The organism is Metabacillus endolithicus, assembly GCF_023078335.1.
GTDB lineage: Bacteria > Bacillota > Bacilli > Bacillales > Bacillaceae > Metabacillus > Metabacillus endolithicus.
The window spans coordinates 4,299,634-4,315,521 of sequence record NZ_CP095550.1; the positions used below are offsets into that span (position 1 = coordinate 4,299,634).

Sequence of the window (15,888 nt, forward strand, 5' to 3'; positions counted from 1 at the left end):
CAGATAGACTCATTTTAGACAAGAATACATAGTTTCTTACATACTTGATATATAAGTTTTTTGATAAAAAAACCTTACTAAAGTATGTTTCGAATAAAGCTACTTCTTTTTTAGGGATGTAATAAAGCTGTCATCTATTTGTAAGATAGATGACAGCTTTTTCCTTTAAAACGAATAGTGTTGTCGAAATACCTTACTATATTACAGCCTTCACAGTAAAAAAGAAACATTTTCTATCATTTTGTAGATAGGTGAAGGACAATGCCATAACTTGTAGAATACATGATAGTAGAAAGTTCGTGATTAGGGGTGAAAAGATTGAAGCAAACGATGGAGGATCGCGAAATCGTTGCCTTAAAAGCACAATTGGCTCAAGTAGAAAAAGAGAATGAAATGCTTAAATTTAAATTGCTGCAGCATGAAAATATATTAGAGGGTGCACTAGATGCTGTTGCAATTTTTGATGAAAATATGAGATTTATAGATGTAAACTCCGCCGCATGTCATATGTTTCAATTGCAGAAAAAAGAGTTATGTAAACGAAATCTCTACGATTTTTTATCTCTTATTCCAAGTAATCAAATGAGACAGGTTATCGACGCTATTTATCATGATGATCCAGTTAAAAAAGAATTAATTGTAAAATTAGACAATGGACAGGTTAAATTTTTAGAAATCTCCTTACGCAAAAATGCAATAAACGGCTATGATCTTGCTATGATTAAAGATGTTTCATTTAAGAAAATGCTTGAACGTGAGCGTACAATTAATGAACAGCTTTTTAAAGATTTATTTCATCGAGCAGTGGATGGAATTGTTATTTTTGATCAAAAAGGTGACTTTATCGATGCAAATGGTTCTTTCTGTTCAAGCTTTGAAATAACGAAAATGCAGTTGAACTCTTTTGGACTAGAAGATTTTATTGATGAACAAGAGAAATATAGACTCGATAACTTGTGGAAAATGCTAAAAGAAAATGGAAGCGCAAAGGGCGAGCTTCCTGTAATCTTAAAAAATGGTAGTAAGAGGATCTTCGAGTTTACAACAACTTCAAACATTATTGACGGCTTTTACATGGCTATTATGAGGGACATTACAGAAAAAAGGTCGATGGAAATACAGCTATATAAAAGTGAAGAACGTTTTCGAGAGGTTTTTGAAAATGCGATAGATGCAATCATGATTTGGGATAAACATGGTCAAATTATGAAGGTGAATCAGGCAGCAAGCCGTACCTTTGAATTAAATGAAGCAGAGCTTGTTCTACGTAATATATTGGATTTTGTTGATCAAACCTCTCCAAGTTTTCTTAAAGTAAAAAAAGAATACTTTAATACAGGGGCAATAAGGGAAGAACTACTTTTTCATATGCCTAATGGCCAAAACAAAGAGCTTGAATTTACTTCTAAAATGGATATACTGGATGGTCATCATTTAACAATTTTCCGAAATGTTAGTGAACGAAAACGGATGGAAAAAATATTAAGGGAAAGTGAACATAAATTTCGCAGTATTTTTGATGGTGCAATGGATGGAATTATTTTATTTAACCACTCCTTTGAAATCATTGAAGCAAATGAAACAGCAAAAAAAATACTTAACTTAAAAACAGAGGATATCAAATCATCCAGAATATGCGATATTCTGTTTTCACACGCCCATGCAGACTCTGACTCCAAAACGTTAGAGTCATATGAAGAAAATATTCAAGAGATTATGTATACGAATGAAAATGGAGATGAAATCATCTTAGAGATTGCTCTTAAGAATCATATTAATGAAAATATGAATCTGGCTGTTTTTCGTGATGTAACAGAGAAAAGAGAGTTAGAGGAACAACTTAGAAAGTCAGATACATTAAATGTAGTTGGAGAACTAGCAGCGGGTATAGCCCATGAAATTCGTAATCCAATGACTGCATTAAAAGGATTTATTCAGCTGCTAGAGGGAAGTGTTAAAGAGGACTTTTCAATGTACTTTAATGTCATTACATCTGAGCTAAGTAGAATAGAATCCATTATTACTGAATTTTTAATTTTAGCAAGACCTCAAGCTATTCAGTATTCCAATAAAGATATTGGAACTATTGTAAAAGAAACAATGGAATTGCTAAATGCACAGGCTATTTTAGTAAATGTCCAGATGAAACTAAATATTGAAGAAAACTTGCCATTACTTTTCTGTGAACCAAATCAACTAAAGCAAGTTTTTATAAATGTGTTGAAAAATGCAATTGAAGTAATGCCTGGTGGTGGGCAAATTGATGTTACAGTTAAACGAAAAAATGAAGATCAGCTTTTAATTTCCATAAGAGATAGGGGTTCAGGTATTTCGCAGGATAAAATAAAAAGACTCGGTCAACCATTTTACACAACAAAGGAACGTGGAACAGGCTTGGTTTAATGGTAAGCTATAAAATAATTGAGGAACATCAAGGACAAGTTGAGGTTGAGAGTGAAGAGGGGAAAGGGACAACATTTCATATTACCCTTCCGCTTACTCAGTAAAAAATTGATAAAGAGGATATACACAAATGTTTTATACTTATTATGACTCCCCAATCGGGAGACTTACAATTGTATCGACACATGGGGAAATTACTCATTTATTTTTAACTACAGAACAATTTAAAGAATTTCAAGGTGTAAATAAGCCTGTGGAAGATCGGCAACATCATATCCTTCGTGAAGCAGTAAAACAGCTTCATGAATATTTTTATGGAGAAAGAACAAAGTTTGATCTACCATTTGAGATAAAAGGTACAGATTTTCAAAAAAAGATTTGGGCTGAGTTACGTCAAATTCCGATTGGACAGGTTTGTAGTTACCAAGACATTGCCGTCAAAATTGGTAACAAGAGCGCTGTACGTGCTATTGGACAAGCAAATAAAGCAAATAAGTTGCCGATATTTATCCCATGTCATCGTGTTATAGGGAAGAATCAGAGGCTGACCGGTTATGCTGGGGATAAAAATGAGTTAAAGGCTAAGCTTTTAACTCATGAAAATGTTGCATTTAAGCACTAACACGGTTATCAAGGAACAACTAACTACTTGTCACATTTTTTCCTTTGCAACATATTATTTGAGTAAGAGAAAAAAGTTGCATAAGGTAAAGAAAGGGGCAAGTTATATGTGGAATCAAAGCAAACGTCCAAAAAAAGTTCTCTTTTACACTTCTATACTATCAAAACTTCATATTCTTTCAGAAAAGGAAAAAAACATCTTAATTGACAAACAAAAAAGACCAAAGCTCTAGTGTAAACTAGGCTTTGGTCCTTTTTATATTTAGATGGATAGTCATTAGACATATTAATTGGAGAATAATTTTTTTATCTCTTCCTTATATTCTCCAGTTATCATTCCTTTTTCCGTTATGATCCCTGCGATCAATTCATTAGGAGTTACATCAAAAGCAGGATTAAACACTTTCACATCTTTTGGGGCAACTTGAATGCCGTTAATCTGAGTAACCTCTTCTGGATTGCGTTCCTCAATCGGGATTTGATCTCCATCAGTAATAGAGGGATCAAATGTAGATAGAGGTGCAGCAACATAAAATGGAATGTTAAATGATTTTGCTAAAAGTGCTAAATTAAATGTTCCAATTTTATTTGCTGTATCACCGTTTGCTGCAATACGGTCTGCTCCAACAATAATTGCAGTAATGTCCTTGGACTTTATCGTATGTGCTGCCATATTATCAGTTATAAGTGTAACATCAACACCTGCTTGCATAAGCTCCCAAGTAGTTAGACGTGCTCCTTGTAAGACAGGCCTCGTTTCACATGCGTAAACACTTAAGTTAATATTTTTCTCTTTTGCTAAGTAAAAAGGAGCAAGTGCTGTACCATACTTTGCAGTTGCTATTGATCCTGCATTGCAAATCGTCATAATTCTGTCTCCATCTTTGAAAAGGCTCAATGCATGTTCACCAATTAATTGACAAACCTGTTCATCTTCTTTTTCAATTAAGATGGCTTCTTTAAGGATTGTTGATTTTGCTTCATCTATTGTTTGAGCATTTGACACACTTTTCATAAGCCGATCTAGTGCCCAAAATAAGTTTACAGCAGTTGGTCTTGAACTTGCGAGATAATCATGACTTTTCTGTAAATTTTGGTGAAACTCCTGAAGTGATTTTGATTGATCCTGCAAAGCTGCCAGAGCCAAACCGTATGCAGCAGTTATTCCGATAGCTGGGGCACCTCGAACTTTTAAAGATTGAATAGCTTCCCACACATCTTCAATGTTTCTTAATTCAAGGTATTCCGTTACTTGTGGAATTTTTTGTTGGTTTAATAAAGAGACATAATCTTCCTTCCAGATGACGGAACGAGGAATGACAAAATTTTCGTTTAACATTTTATGAAAAAAACTCCTTTTAAAAAATGTGTTCAACCACTAATAAAATAGATCAATGTGCTTTAAATTACTGATAAAGCAGTTTGGTTAAAAAGTTCTCTAATTTGTTGCGTGTTTTTAATTGTTTTTCTATTTACAATAAGCTCTCTGCCGATTTTTAAGACAATTTGCTTTGTAGTAATTTTCTTTTCATATGGTTCAATTGTGTCAAGGTCAGCTACATGGGCTTTAGACCGATTGATCGTCGAATTAATTCGCATCCTGCATATCCAATAGCTTCTTCAAAGATCTGTTCTAAAACATAATCTAAGTAACCATCTAAGTTCGTATAAATTTCTAAACCATCATTTTCCCATGCTGTTGAAAATTCTTTTACAAACACATCCCAAGTTGTCTCTATATGATGGAAAAGAATTTGTTGTTTATTCGTTTCGCGAGATAATGCATTAAAAAGTAAATTCGCAAATACTTGACCAACATCAAAGCCAATAGGACCGAAGTAAGCAAATTCAGGATCAATGATTTTTGTTTCTTGTTCATCTGCAAAGATACTTCCAGTATGCAGGTCACCATGTAAAAGTGCTTCAGCTTTTGTTAGAAAGATTTGTTTAAGTTTAGCAACCTCAAGCTTTAACTCATTGTCCTGCCAAATTTGTTCTACATCGTCTTGAAGTTCTGGTTCGTAATCGTTTGTTTCATGATTGAAGAAAGGATCAGTAAAAATAAGGTCTTCAGTTATTTTACAAAGATCAGGGTTGATGAATTGTTGAACCAACGATTTTTTATAATGCTGATCCATTCCATAATCAGATGTATAAAACAGTGTTTTAGCAAGGAACTCTCCAACATGTTGAGATAATAGTGGTAAATCTTTTCCACTAATAAAGGCTGCTCTAGCAATTTCAAGATGTGATAGATCTTCCATAATTGTTATTGCTAATGATTCATCTGAGTAAAAAACTTTTGGTACATATTGTGGAACAAATTCCGCTTGCTTAAGAAGTGCATTTGTTTCGATTCTGGAACGATCAAGAGTTAGCGGCCAGCTTTCACCAACTACTTTCGCATATGGTAATGCTTGTTTAATAATGATGCTTTCTCCATTTTCTGGATTTTCCACTCTGAAAACTAAGTTTAAATTTCCATCGCCAATCTCATTGCATGTTAGTTGACTATTTTCAGGAAGCAGCTGCAATTTCTTTGCTAAGGCAATTGCTCCATTTTCAGTTAGTGGTTCGTAAATAGGTGATTTTTTATGTGCACACATTTATTTATACCTCCAATTAGTTGTTTTTGGAGGCTTTTCTAAAAAGAAAAGCCTCTTTCCAGATTGAAAGAGGCTTGAAGTCATTGCTTCGCACCTCTCATCTTTCAGAAAGATTATCTTTCTGATGGAATTAGCACCGTGCCCAACTGGAAGTTCCAGGTTTTATTTCATTTTAAGATGAAATATGGTCGGTTGCTGCGGCGTCATTGGGCCAAGTCCCTCTGCCAACTCTTGATAAGAGATTTTTTTATTTAAAACATAAGTATATGTTTAACATATTAAGTATTCAAAAAATTAATGCTTTTCTAGAAAAATATATCGCTTGATTAGGATATTACCAATGTTACTTTATCTTTGTCAATATATTATTAGGAATTGCCTAAATATTTGTGAAGTTTTTTTATTGATAATATTGTGGTAGACGGTCGTCAAAGATTGGTATTTGACTACGTACCTTTTTGACAACTTCAGCGTCTATTTCGGCTGAGATTATTCCGGCTTTTTCGTTTGCTTCAGCTACGATCTCTCCCCATGGATCAATGATGAGAGAATGTCCTGCAAATTCATTATTAGGATCAGACCCAGCACGGTTACATGCAACAACATAACATTGATTTTCAATGGCTCTGCTTAGCAATAGTGTTTTCCAATGATGAAGTCTTGGCATAGGCCACTCAGCAACAACAAATAATACTTCTGCACCTTTTGTTGTATGAGCGCGTATCCATTCTGGGAAACGGATATCGTAGCAAATAACTCCTGCACTTTTCAGTCCACCTATTTCAAACAACCCTTTTTCAGTTCCCGAAACTAAAAAATGATGTTCATCCATGAGCTTAAATAAGTGAAGCTTGCTATATTCATGGATAAACTTTCCGCTATTGTCCACAATATACATCGTATTTGTCACGCTATCCTTGCTTTTTTTTGCAATAGAGCCACCTACAAAGTGAACATTATATTTTTTTGCTAAGTTACTTAGGAATGTTTTTGTTTTTTCGCCATCATGATCAGCAATTTCATCTAGTCGGGTTAAATCATAGCCAGTTGTCCAAAGTTCAGGAAGGACAATGATGTTCGGATTCTCTTGTTCGACTGCTAATGCTACTTTTTCTTCTACTTGTTGATAATTAAAGTCAGGATCACCAAATTTAATATCAAGTTGAATACATGCAATGATAGGTTTCATTTTTTAAGTCACACCTTCATTTATAAATTTTACTTTACAAGTTGATTCTAACAATATATGATTTGTGACTAGAATTTCAAGAATTTTTTGAGTAGGTGTAGAAAATGAAAGTTTTTGAGCAATCCCATTTATTAAATACATTACCAAAGCAATTTTTTGCCAGTCTTGTTGCGAAAGTAAATACAATTGTCGAGAAGGGACATGATGTTATTAACTTAGGACAGGGTAACCCTGATCAACCAACACCAGAACATATCGTTCGGGCAATGGAGGAAGCTGTTAGAAATCCTCAATATCACAAATATTCGCCATTTCGTGGTCAAACGTTCTTAAAGGAAGCTGTTGCAACCTTTTACAAAAGAGAGTACGGAGTGGAGGTAGATCCTGCTAGTGAAGTAGCGATTCTATTTGGAGGAAAAGCTGGGTTAGTTGAGGTTCCTCAATGCTTGTTAAATCCCGATGATGTTGTGCTTGTACCAGACCCTGGATACCCGGATTATTGGTCAGGAGTTGAATTGGCACGTGCTAAAATGGAAGTAATGCCTTTATTAAGCGAAAATCAGTTCCTACCAGATTACAAGAGCTTGTCTAGAGATGCTGTAGAAAAGGCGAAACTTATGTTTTTGAATTATCCTAATAATCCAACTGGTGCAACGGCAAATGAAAGTTTCTTTGATGAAACAGTTTCATTTGCAAAAGAAAATGATATCTGTGTGGTTCATGATTTTGCATATGGAGCAATTGGTTTTGATGGAAAAAGGCCGATTAGCTTTTTACAAACAACAGGTGCTAAAGACATTGGTATTGAAATTTACACATTTTCCAAAACTTATAATATGGCTGGTTGGAGAATTGGTTTTGCTGTTGGAAATCCTTCTGTTATTGAAGCTATAAATTTATTGCAAGATCATATGTATGTAAGTGTATTTAGTGCAATTCAAGAAGCAGCTGCACATGCGTTACTTAGTCCGCAAACATGTGTTGAAGAACTAAATGCACGTTACGAATCTCGTAGAAATGCTCTCATTACAGCTGTTCGTGAGATCGGTTGGGATGTTTTGGCGCCGTCAGGATCGTTTTTTGCTTGGTTGCCGGTTCCTAAACAATTCGATTCTTCTGAAGAGTTTTCCGATTTTCTGCTTCAACATGCACATGTCGTTGTTGCACCTGGAGTAGGTTTTGGTGAATATGGTGAGGGATATGTTAGAGTTGGTTTATTAACTTCTGAGGACCGGCTTAGAGAAGCTGCTCAGAGAATTAAAGCTCTTAATCTTTTTTAAGGCTTGATGCCTTAATTTCTTCTTGACAGTAGAAGTGAGATCTGTCATAATCCAAATTAATTTCAAAAATGAACGTTTCGTTCTTATCAAGAGCAGGTGGAGGGACTAGCCCGATGAAGCCCGGCAACCGACTTAACTTAGGTTAAGCACGGTGCTAATTCTTGCAGCATTCGCTGATAGATAAGGAGATTGCTTATTACTTATGCATTAGTAACCTCTTTGATCTATCAAAGAGGTTTTTTTATTTTTATAAACAGAAAAAATAGAAAAGGAATGTTATGCATAAACTAATTAAAGATGATAGAATTAGTACGATAAATAGAAAGATTCAGAAAACGTGATAGATAGAAAGTAGGGTTTTAAGTGAGTGAAGTCATTGCTACATATCTTGTACACGATGCTAAAGGAGACTTACATAAAAAAGCAGAAGGAATTGCTTTAGGGTTAACGGTTGGTTCCTGGACAGATCTTCCATTGCTTGAACAGGAGCAACTTAAAGCTCATAAAGGTCGTGTTCTAGAGGTCAGTCAGCTAGAATCTTGTGATAAAACAAATCAATTTTTAGGAAAAAACGTAACAAAAGGAATAATTAAAATTGCTTATCCGAGCATAAATTATAGTCATGATCTCCCAGCCATATTAACAACTGTTTTCGGAAAACTATCTCTAGACGGTGAAGTAAAATTACTTGATTTAGAGTTCTCGGAAGATGTGAAAGCTTCGTTTCCGGGTCCAAAATTTGGTGTACAAGGAATTCGGGAATTAGTCGGTGTCTATGATCGCCCTTTATTAATGAGTATTTTTAAGGGTGTAATTGGGCGTGACTTACAATACTTAAAAGATCAGTTAAGACAGCAAGTTTTAGGTGGGGTTGATTTAGTAAAAGACGATGAAATTCTGTTTGATAATCCATTAACTCCATTCGGGGAGCGAATTCTTGCTGGTAAAGAGGTATTAAACCAGGTGTTTCAAGAAACTGGACATAAAGCTTTATATGCTGTTAATTTGTCTGGTAAAACATTTGATCTTAAAGATAAAGCTAAAAAAGCTTCAGAGCTTGGTGCAAATGTTTTGTTGTTTAACGTATTTGCATACGGGTTAGATGTATTACAAAGCTTAGCAGAGGATCCGGATATAAACGTACCTATTATGGCTCACCCTGCTGTGAGTGGAGCTTCTACTGCGTCCAGCTTATATGGATTTTCAAGTTCACTTTTACTAGGTAAGCTATTACGAAAATCTGGTGCAGATTTCTCTTTATTCCCTTCTCCATATGGAAGTGTAGCATTAGATCGAAAAGAAGCCTTAGGTATTGCAGAAAATTGTTTGAAGAAAGAATCATTTAAGCAATCGTTTCCAGTTCCTTCAGCCGGAATTCATCCAGGCTTAGTTCCGTTACTTATGAATGATTTCGGTAAAGATTCAATAATAAATGCAGGCGGTGGTGTTCATGGTCATCCAAATGGAGCAATTGGCGGTGGACAAGCATTCCGTTCAGCAATCGACGCAACTCTAGCAGGTACTTCTTTAACAGAAGCAGCGAATGTACACGAAGATCTCAAACTTGCTATAGATCTTTGGGGTGTCAAAGAGGTGAGTAAATGAGTAATCGAGTAATTATATGTGATTTTGATGGGACGATTACAGAGACTGATAATATTATTGCAATTATGAAAAGATTTGCTCCACCAGAATGGGATGCTTTAAAAAATGGTGTATTATCGCAAGAAATCTCTATTCAGGAGGGTGTTGGGAAAATGTTTCAATTACTACCATCTTCTTCTAAAGACGAAATTGTGAAATACATTTTAGATCATGCAGAAATTCGTTCTGGATTTAGGGATTTTGTTCAATTTACCAAAGATAAAAATATTCCTCTTTATATTGTTAGTGGAGGAATTGATTTTTTTGTTTATCCTTTACTTGAAGGTTTAATAGAGGAAGAACAAATTTATTGCAATAAGGCGAATTTCAGTAATGATCATATACAAATAGAATGGCCTTATAGTTGTGATAAATCTTGTACAAATGATTGCGGTTGCTGTAAGACTTCACTTATCCGCAAGCTAACAAAGTCTAATCAAGAGAAAATTGTAATTGGAGATTCTATAACAGACCTTCAAGCTGCAAAACTAGCAGATTATGTAATAGCAAGGGATTTGCTATTGGAAAAATGTCAGGATCTTCATTTGCCTCATCAGTCCTTTATAACTTTTTTTGATGTGATTAATATCTTAGAAAATCTTGAGGAGGTGAGGGCATGACCATGATCAACCAGCGCTGGGAGGAATTAGCTGACATAAAGCGGGTGTTAGCGAAAAGAGATTGGTTTCCAGGTACAAGTGGGAATCTTGCGATAAAAGTGAGCGATGAACCTATCGAGTTCCTTGTAACAGCAAGTGGAAAAGATAAGACGAAGGAAACAGATGAGGACTTTTTACTTGTTGATAGAGAAGGAAAGCCAGTTAAGGATACTCACCTAAAGCCTTCTGCAGAAACATTATTACATGTAGAGATATTTAATAAAACAAAAGCTGGTTGCAGCCTTCACGTCCATACAGTTGACAATAATATTATTTCAGAGCTCTACGGTGATAAAGGTAAGATTACATTTAGAGGACAGGAAATTATTAAAGCATATGGCTTATGGGATGAGGATGCTGAATTTACAATCCCAATCATCTATAACTATGCACATATTCCAACTTTAGCGGAGAGCTTCAGTGAGTTTGTAAAAGAAGATGCGGGGGCAGTTCTTATTAGAAATCATGGAATAACCGCATGGGGAAGAGATGCATTAGAAGCGAAGAAATATTTAGAAGCCAGTGAATTTTTATTTTCCTATCATCTGAAGCTGTTAACATTAAAAGCAGTTTTGGTTTAATTTAGGAAGGAATATATTATATAAAACTATACTAAATAACGGAGGAGAAAGATTATGGCAGTAATTAAAGTGAGAAATACAAATGAAGTAGTTGAAGGTCAGAAGAACAGGTTTCAAGCTTCTTAGAGAAACAAGGTGTACTTTATGAGCATTGGGATATGAGCAAACTTCCTTCACACTTAGTTGAAAAATTTGTTCTTAGCGATGAAGAAAAATCTGAAATTTTATCAGCATACAAATCAGAAATTGAAGATTTAGCTGAAAGAAGAGGATATAAAACTTGGGATATCGTGGCGTTATCTGATGCAACACCAAATCTAGAAGAGTTGTTAAAAAAATTCGAAAACGTTCATACACACACTGAGGATGAAGTACGTGCTATTACTGCAGGTCATGGTATTTTCATTATAAAAGGTGATGAGCAAACTGGTTACTTCGATGTAGAATTAGAAGCTGGAGATGTTATTTCAGTACCAGAGGGTAATCCTCATTTCTTTACATTAATGGACGATCGCCAAGTAGTAGCAGTACGCTTGTTTATTGAAACAGAGGGATGGGTGGCACATCCATACCAAGAAAAACAAGAATTAAATAAATAATAGAGAAAAAGCGTAGAACTAAATATTCTACGCTTTTTGCATTTACCTATTCATTAACTCACGTCTTCTTTTTGTGAGTAACTGGAAGGAAATATCTAGCTCATGATATTTCTCTGATTCTGGAGTTAATAAGCTTAATTCACCAAGTATAGCTGAAATCTCAGTGTTGACTACAAGTAATTCTTCTTCAATTGATTGATTTTTATTACTCTTTTTTGTTTGTTGCTTCTTAACCTCATATTCTTCAATTGTCATTTCTATTCGCTTTATCTTTTGTTCTTCAAAAACAAGTAATTTTTCGCACACAGAATTTAAAAAGTAATAGTCATGTGAAACTACTAGGATTGTACCAGGAAATTCGGATAATGTTTGCTCTAGTTGATTACGGCTTGCTAAGTCTAAATGATTTGTCGGTTCGTCAAGAATAAGTAAATCATATTCATCTAATAAAAGGTTTGTAAGCTTTACTTTAGTCCGCTCTCCTAAACTAAGACTATGAATAGGTTGATTTAACTTACTTGCCTTAATCCCCATATTTGCTAAAGCAGTTCTTGCTTTTAATAATTTATTTTTATCATTGAGGTTTAATGTCTCATGGACAGTTCGAAATAATGGCAAATCAGCAACATCTTGACTAAGATAAGCGATCTTTAGAGATGGACTCTTTGACAAGTCACCAGTAGTAATAGGTTCATCACCTAAGAGCATGCGCAAAAAGGTTGTTTTGCCACAGCCATTAGGTCCAACAAGACCTATTCTTTCTCCATGATTTATATAGAAATAACTGCTCTTAAACACTGATCTCGAATGAAAGCTTTTTGAGAGATTTTTTGCCTCTATCAGTCTTTTTCCATGTTTTTTATTTCCTTCAAATTGGAACCTCACACTCATTTCTTCTAATGGTTTATCTATTTTATTTTTGTCCAGCTCTTTATTAAGTCTTTTCATTTTAGATTTTATGGCTTTATCTAATTTCTTAGCCTTTACCCCATGAAACTCCTTAAAGCCTTCTTGATCTCTCATTGTTCGATGAGCCTTGCCTGCCCATTGCTGTAATTGAGACATTTGACTTTCAATTCGTTTCTTTTCATGTTGTTGAATATTATAACGGTGGAGCTGCTCTTCTTGGTATTTTTTCTTTTTTTCATAAAAAGTTGAGTAATTTCCATCATAAACAGTTAATTTGCTATTTTCGATGTCAAATATTCTCGTTACTGTTTTATCTAAGAAATAACGGTCATGAGAAATAATGATAACAGCTCCATGAAACGATGCTAACTTTTCAACAAGCCAATTTATTCCATACAGATCAAGATGATTGGTTGGTTCATCTAGGATTAAAATATCTGGATGGGTTGACCATACTTCGGCTAACGAAAATTTTAATTTTTCTCCACCACTTAAATGATTCATTCGTTCCTTTTCCCATGTTTGAACTTTTTTTAATCCTAGCTCACTTGCTTTTTCCATGAATTCACCAGATAAAGAACCAATATCATTCATCATATATTCAATCGATTGTTTTAGGTATCCAATTTTAATATCATGTTTACAATGAACAGTTCCTGTGTCAGCTTCTAAGCTTCCGTAAATAATATTGGCAAGAGTTGTCTTTCCTGCTCCATTATGACCAACAAGACCAATTCGGTCATTGTTGTGTATATCAAAAGTAAGATCCGTAAAAAGTTGTTTTTCACCATAACTTTTTGAAATATTTCTTGCTTGTAATGTAAGTATAAAAAAACCTCCCTATTCCTAGAGAGATCAGTCATAAAGATATACAAAGCCTTCATTAAGAAATAACGGTATACCAAAAAAGAAAGCATACCTATTTTAACGACTAAAGGAATGTATATGTTAACATGCAGACTAATCCAATTCTCTAGGTAATATTAAAATTCAAATGAAATGAATTAATAATAGCCAGAAAAAAGAATTAGAACTTCATTGTTTCAACATACACCCTTTCAGTTTAAGATATATTAATTATATGTAGGATTTGGTAATATTGCAAGCTTCTTAAGAATGTTATTTTAACAATATATAATCAATTTTTTCTGCTGTTTGCTGAACAACTTGCATTTACATAATCTTTAAGTTCCTTCCCATACTAAATGTTAGAAATCATAAATATAGTATAAAGTAAAATGAACATAAAAGTTTTTTTGAGAAAACTTTGAATTTTCTTTACTAACGAAGAATGCTGTGATAAATTTCTTGTTAAAAGGGGGTTGTATAATTGAAGGTTAGATATCATTATGTACAGAAAGCAGACGTGAAATATTGTGATATTAGCTGTACAGTAAAAGAAGCATATGATTATTTAAAGGAAACAGGTTACCGTTCTATTCCGGTTTTAAAAAATGAAGGCAAAACTTTTATTGGTTTTATTTATAAAGTACATTTGCTTGAGCATTATGTAGAGCATAATGGTAAAGAAAGTGATCCGATTGAACCGTTAGTGCAGAATCAAGATGCATACATATACGAAGAGGACTCATTTTTTAAGACATTCTTAACGATTCGACGACTTCCATTTTTAGCAGTATTAAATGAAGAGAAAGAATTCTCAGGAATTATTACTCACTCAAATATAATGGATGTCTTGGAAGATTCATTTGGGATGAAAACTGGTGGTGTTCTTCTTACAGTAGGAACTAAGGAGCATAAAGGGGCTATTAAGGATTTAGTAACTGCTGTTAAGGATATTAATATAGAAGGCCTGCTAACAATGGATAATGGTGATAAATATATTAGAAGAATTATTCTAAATTTGTCTGGTGAGTTATCTGAGAAAAAGTTGCAGAAGGTTATTAAAAAATTAGAAGATAAAGAATTCAGAGTTACCTCTGTTGATCGTATTGATCATAAATAGGGAATCACAGAAAGGGCTACAATTGTTAGCCCTTTTTATAAGCAGGTTGTTTTAAAGTAATGGAAAAAGAGGCAGTTAATACGGAAACTTTCCTTGAGCGAGCTACATCACTCTAAGTTTGTTATGTCTTCAGGATCAAAAAATAATTTTGAAAGTGTAACCGTTTTTGCTTTTTCTTTCACTAAGGGCACATATTGCTTTAAAACAGATGCTGTTTTTTCCCCAGCTATTCCTACATGTCCTATTGCAATTATTTCATTATCTTTTTCAATCCGATTCATAAGTAAATTAGCTTGCTTCGTAATGTGACTTGTTGTATATTGTTCATCAAAAAATAGCTCATTCTCCAAGTAAGGAACCTCTAATTGTTTTGCAATTGATTCAACAACACTTTTCCCGGTGGTCTTGCTATCTAGATAATAAAGTCCTCTTTCCTTACATACCTCTAATATAATTTTCATTACCCTAGCATCTGCTGTAACTTTAGAGCCCATATGATTGTTCATTCCAACTGCATGGGGGACATCATCAATTGCATCATTTACTCTTTTTCTAATTTCTTTATTTGATAAATCTGTCGTAATGGCTCCGGGCCCAAGCCAGCTCTTTTTTCCATGTAAAGGTTCCATTGGAAGATGAACAATTACCTCATGACCTTTTTCATTGGCCAGATTTGCATCTTTTTTTGTAGTAGGTAAAAATGGCATAACCGCTACTGTTAATTGAATAGGTAAGGAAAGGATTTGTTCAGTACCTTTCATTCCATTCCCTAGGTCATCAATAACTATTGCTACCTGTCTTTCAATGGAGCTAGTTTGAGCAAATGTTGTCATCGGTATAGAAAGAAGAAGAATCAAACTGATCATACATTTTTTCATGGTAGTGTTCTCCTTTATTAGTATATATGTATAGGTTAACCACGCTTGATAAAAAAGATGTGTTTTTAAAGGAGAGGAAAAAGGTAGTTTAAAATTAAGCAGTTGTGGGAATAAAAATAAGAAGAAAAAGTTTTCAATTTTGTCATAATTAGTAGTGAAAAAAATGTCTAAATTTGCGATAGTCTTTACACAAGTGAAAAGTTTTGTAATAATTTCTAACAAGATTACTTGGGTAAGATAATATCAAGAACAGTGAAACGTAAGATTATCGCAAAATTGAATAACTAGGAGGGATTCTGAGATGAATAATGATTCTTTAAAAACAAAGCTTCTTGAAACAATTAATATTAAAAGGAAAGAAATGATTGAAACGGCTAATAAAGAAGGATATACAAGTGAATTGGCTGTTCAATGTAGTCAAGATTTGGACTTGCTTTTAAACGAATATCAACAGATGTTAATAGAAGAGAAAAAACCTAAAGTTGCCCCTTTTCATGATTTAGTTCATTCAATGAAGTTATTTACGTATGCAGACAGATATTCTTATTGAATG

Annotated in this window: 11 protein-coding genes, 3 pseudogenes and 2 riboswitches; of the genes and pseudogenes, 9 read left to right on the plus strand and 5 right to left on the minus strand. The window is 34.1% G+C overall.

Going from position 1 to position 15,888, the window contains the following annotated elements; translation table 11 throughout:
- Nucleotides 1–318: 318 nt before the first annotated feature.
- Nucleotides 319–2,507: pseudogene (locus MVE64_RS21780) on the plus strand (PAS domain S-box protein).
- Between the two features lie 26 nt (nt 2,508–2,533).
- Nucleotides 2,534–3,025, plus strand: a complete 492-nt coding sequence (locus MVE64_RS21785; protein WP_247341260.1) for a methylated-DNA--[protein]-cysteine S-methyltransferase — start codon at nt 2,534–2,536, stop codon at nt 3,023–3,025.
- 285 nt (nt 3,026–3,310) lie between these two features.
- Here MVE64_RS21785 and mtnA read toward each other — a convergent pair whose 3' ends face one another.
- The 3 genes and pseudogenes from mtnA to MVE64_RS21800 form a co-directional block, all read right to left on the minus strand.
- Complete coding sequence (gene mtnA, locus MVE64_RS21790) at nt 3,311–4,363, minus strand: S-methyl-5-thioribose-1-phosphate isomerase (protein WP_247341261.1); 1,053 nt, start codon at nt 4,361–4,363, stop codon at nt 3,311–3,313.
- Nucleotides 4,364–4,425: 62 nt separating this feature from the next.
- Nucleotides 4,426–5,630 (minus strand): annotated as a pseudogene (gene mtnK, locus MVE64_RS21795) (S-methyl-5-thioribose kinase).
- A 94-nt stretch (nt 5,631–5,724) separates the two neighbouring features.
- Nucleotides 5,725–5,871, minus strand: a riboswitch (SAM riboswitch).
- 159 nt (nt 5,872–6,030) lie between these two features.
- Nucleotides 6,031–6,819 carry a carbon-nitrogen family hydrolase gene (locus MVE64_RS21800; RefSeq protein ID WP_247341263.1) on the minus strand — a complete coding sequence of 263 codons (789 nt, stop codon included), beginning with the start codon at nt 6,817–6,819 and terminating at the stop codon, nt 6,031–6,033.
- 104 nt (nt 6,820–6,923) lie between these two features.
- Between MVE64_RS21800 and MVE64_RS21805 the strand changes: the two genes are divergently transcribed.
- From MVE64_RS21805 to MVE64_RS21825, 5 genes and pseudogenes are all read left to right on the plus strand, one after another.
- Complete coding sequence (locus MVE64_RS21805) at nt 6,924–8,099, plus strand: pyridoxal phosphate-dependent aminotransferase (protein ID WP_247341265.1); 1,176 nt, start codon at nt 6,924–6,926, stop codon at nt 8,097–8,099.
- Nucleotides 8,100–8,179: 80 nt separating this feature from the next.
- Nucleotides 8,180–8,286, plus strand: a riboswitch (SAM riboswitch).
- A gap of 176 nt (nt 8,287–8,462) precedes the next feature.
- Entirely contained in the window at nt 8,463–9,704 is a 1,242-nt protein-coding gene (gene mtnW, locus MVE64_RS21810; protein WP_247341267.1) for a 2,3-diketo-5-methylthiopentyl-1-phosphate enolase, read from the plus strand.
- A complete protein-coding gene (locus MVE64_RS21815; RefSeq protein WP_247341269.1) occupies nt 9,701–10,363 on the plus strand; it encodes a 2-hydroxy-3-keto-5-methylthiopentenyl-1-phosphate phosphatase in 663 nt (220 codons plus the stop codon). Before mtnW ends, MVE64_RS21815 begins: the two co-directional genes overlap by 4 nt.
- Nucleotides 10,360–10,983, plus strand: coding sequence for a methylthioribulose 1-phosphate dehydratase (locus MVE64_RS21820; protein ID WP_247341271.1), 624 nt, complete (start codon nt 10,360–10,362; stop codon nt 10,981–10,983). The genes MVE64_RS21815 and MVE64_RS21820 overlap by 4 nt, the downstream gene beginning before the upstream one ends.
- Nucleotides 10,984–11,037: 54 nt before the next feature.
- Nucleotides 11,038–11,582 (plus strand): annotated as a pseudogene (locus tag MVE64_RS21825) (1,2-dihydroxy-3-keto-5-methylthiopentene dioxygenase).
- 42 nt (nt 11,583–11,624) lie between these two features.
- Here the strand turns inward: MVE64_RS21825 and abc-f are convergent.
- On the minus strand, nt 11,625–13,319 hold the full coding sequence (abc-f, locus tag MVE64_RS21830; RefSeq protein ID WP_247347184.1) for a ribosomal protection-like ABC-F family protein: 1,695 nt from the start codon (nt 13,317–13,319) through the stop codon (nt 11,625–11,627).
- Nucleotides 13,320–13,821: 502 nt separating this feature from the next.
- Here abc-f and cbpA point away from each other — a divergent pair.
- Nucleotides 13,822–14,457, plus strand: coding sequence for a cyclic di-AMP binding protein CbpA (cbpA, locus tag MVE64_RS21835; protein WP_247341273.1), 636 nt, complete (start codon nt 13,822–13,824; stop codon nt 14,455–14,457).
- Between the two features lie 107 nt (nt 14,458–14,564).
- Here the strand turns inward: cbpA and MVE64_RS21840 are convergent, their stop codons facing one another.
- Nucleotides 14,565–15,335 (minus strand): divergent polysaccharide deacetylase family protein, encoded by a 771-nt coding sequence (locus tag MVE64_RS21840; protein ID WP_247341275.1) that lies wholly within the window; start codon nt 15,333–15,335, stop codon nt 14,565–14,567.
- Between the two features lie 301 nt (nt 15,336–15,636).
- Between MVE64_RS21840 and MVE64_RS27570 the strand changes: the two genes are divergently transcribed.
- A complete protein-coding gene (locus MVE64_RS27570) occupies nt 15,637–15,885 on the plus strand; it encodes an aspartyl-phosphate phosphatase Spo0E family protein (protein ID WP_281730409.1) in 249 nt (82 codons plus the stop codon).
- Nucleotides 15,886–15,888 lie beyond the last annotated feature (3 nt).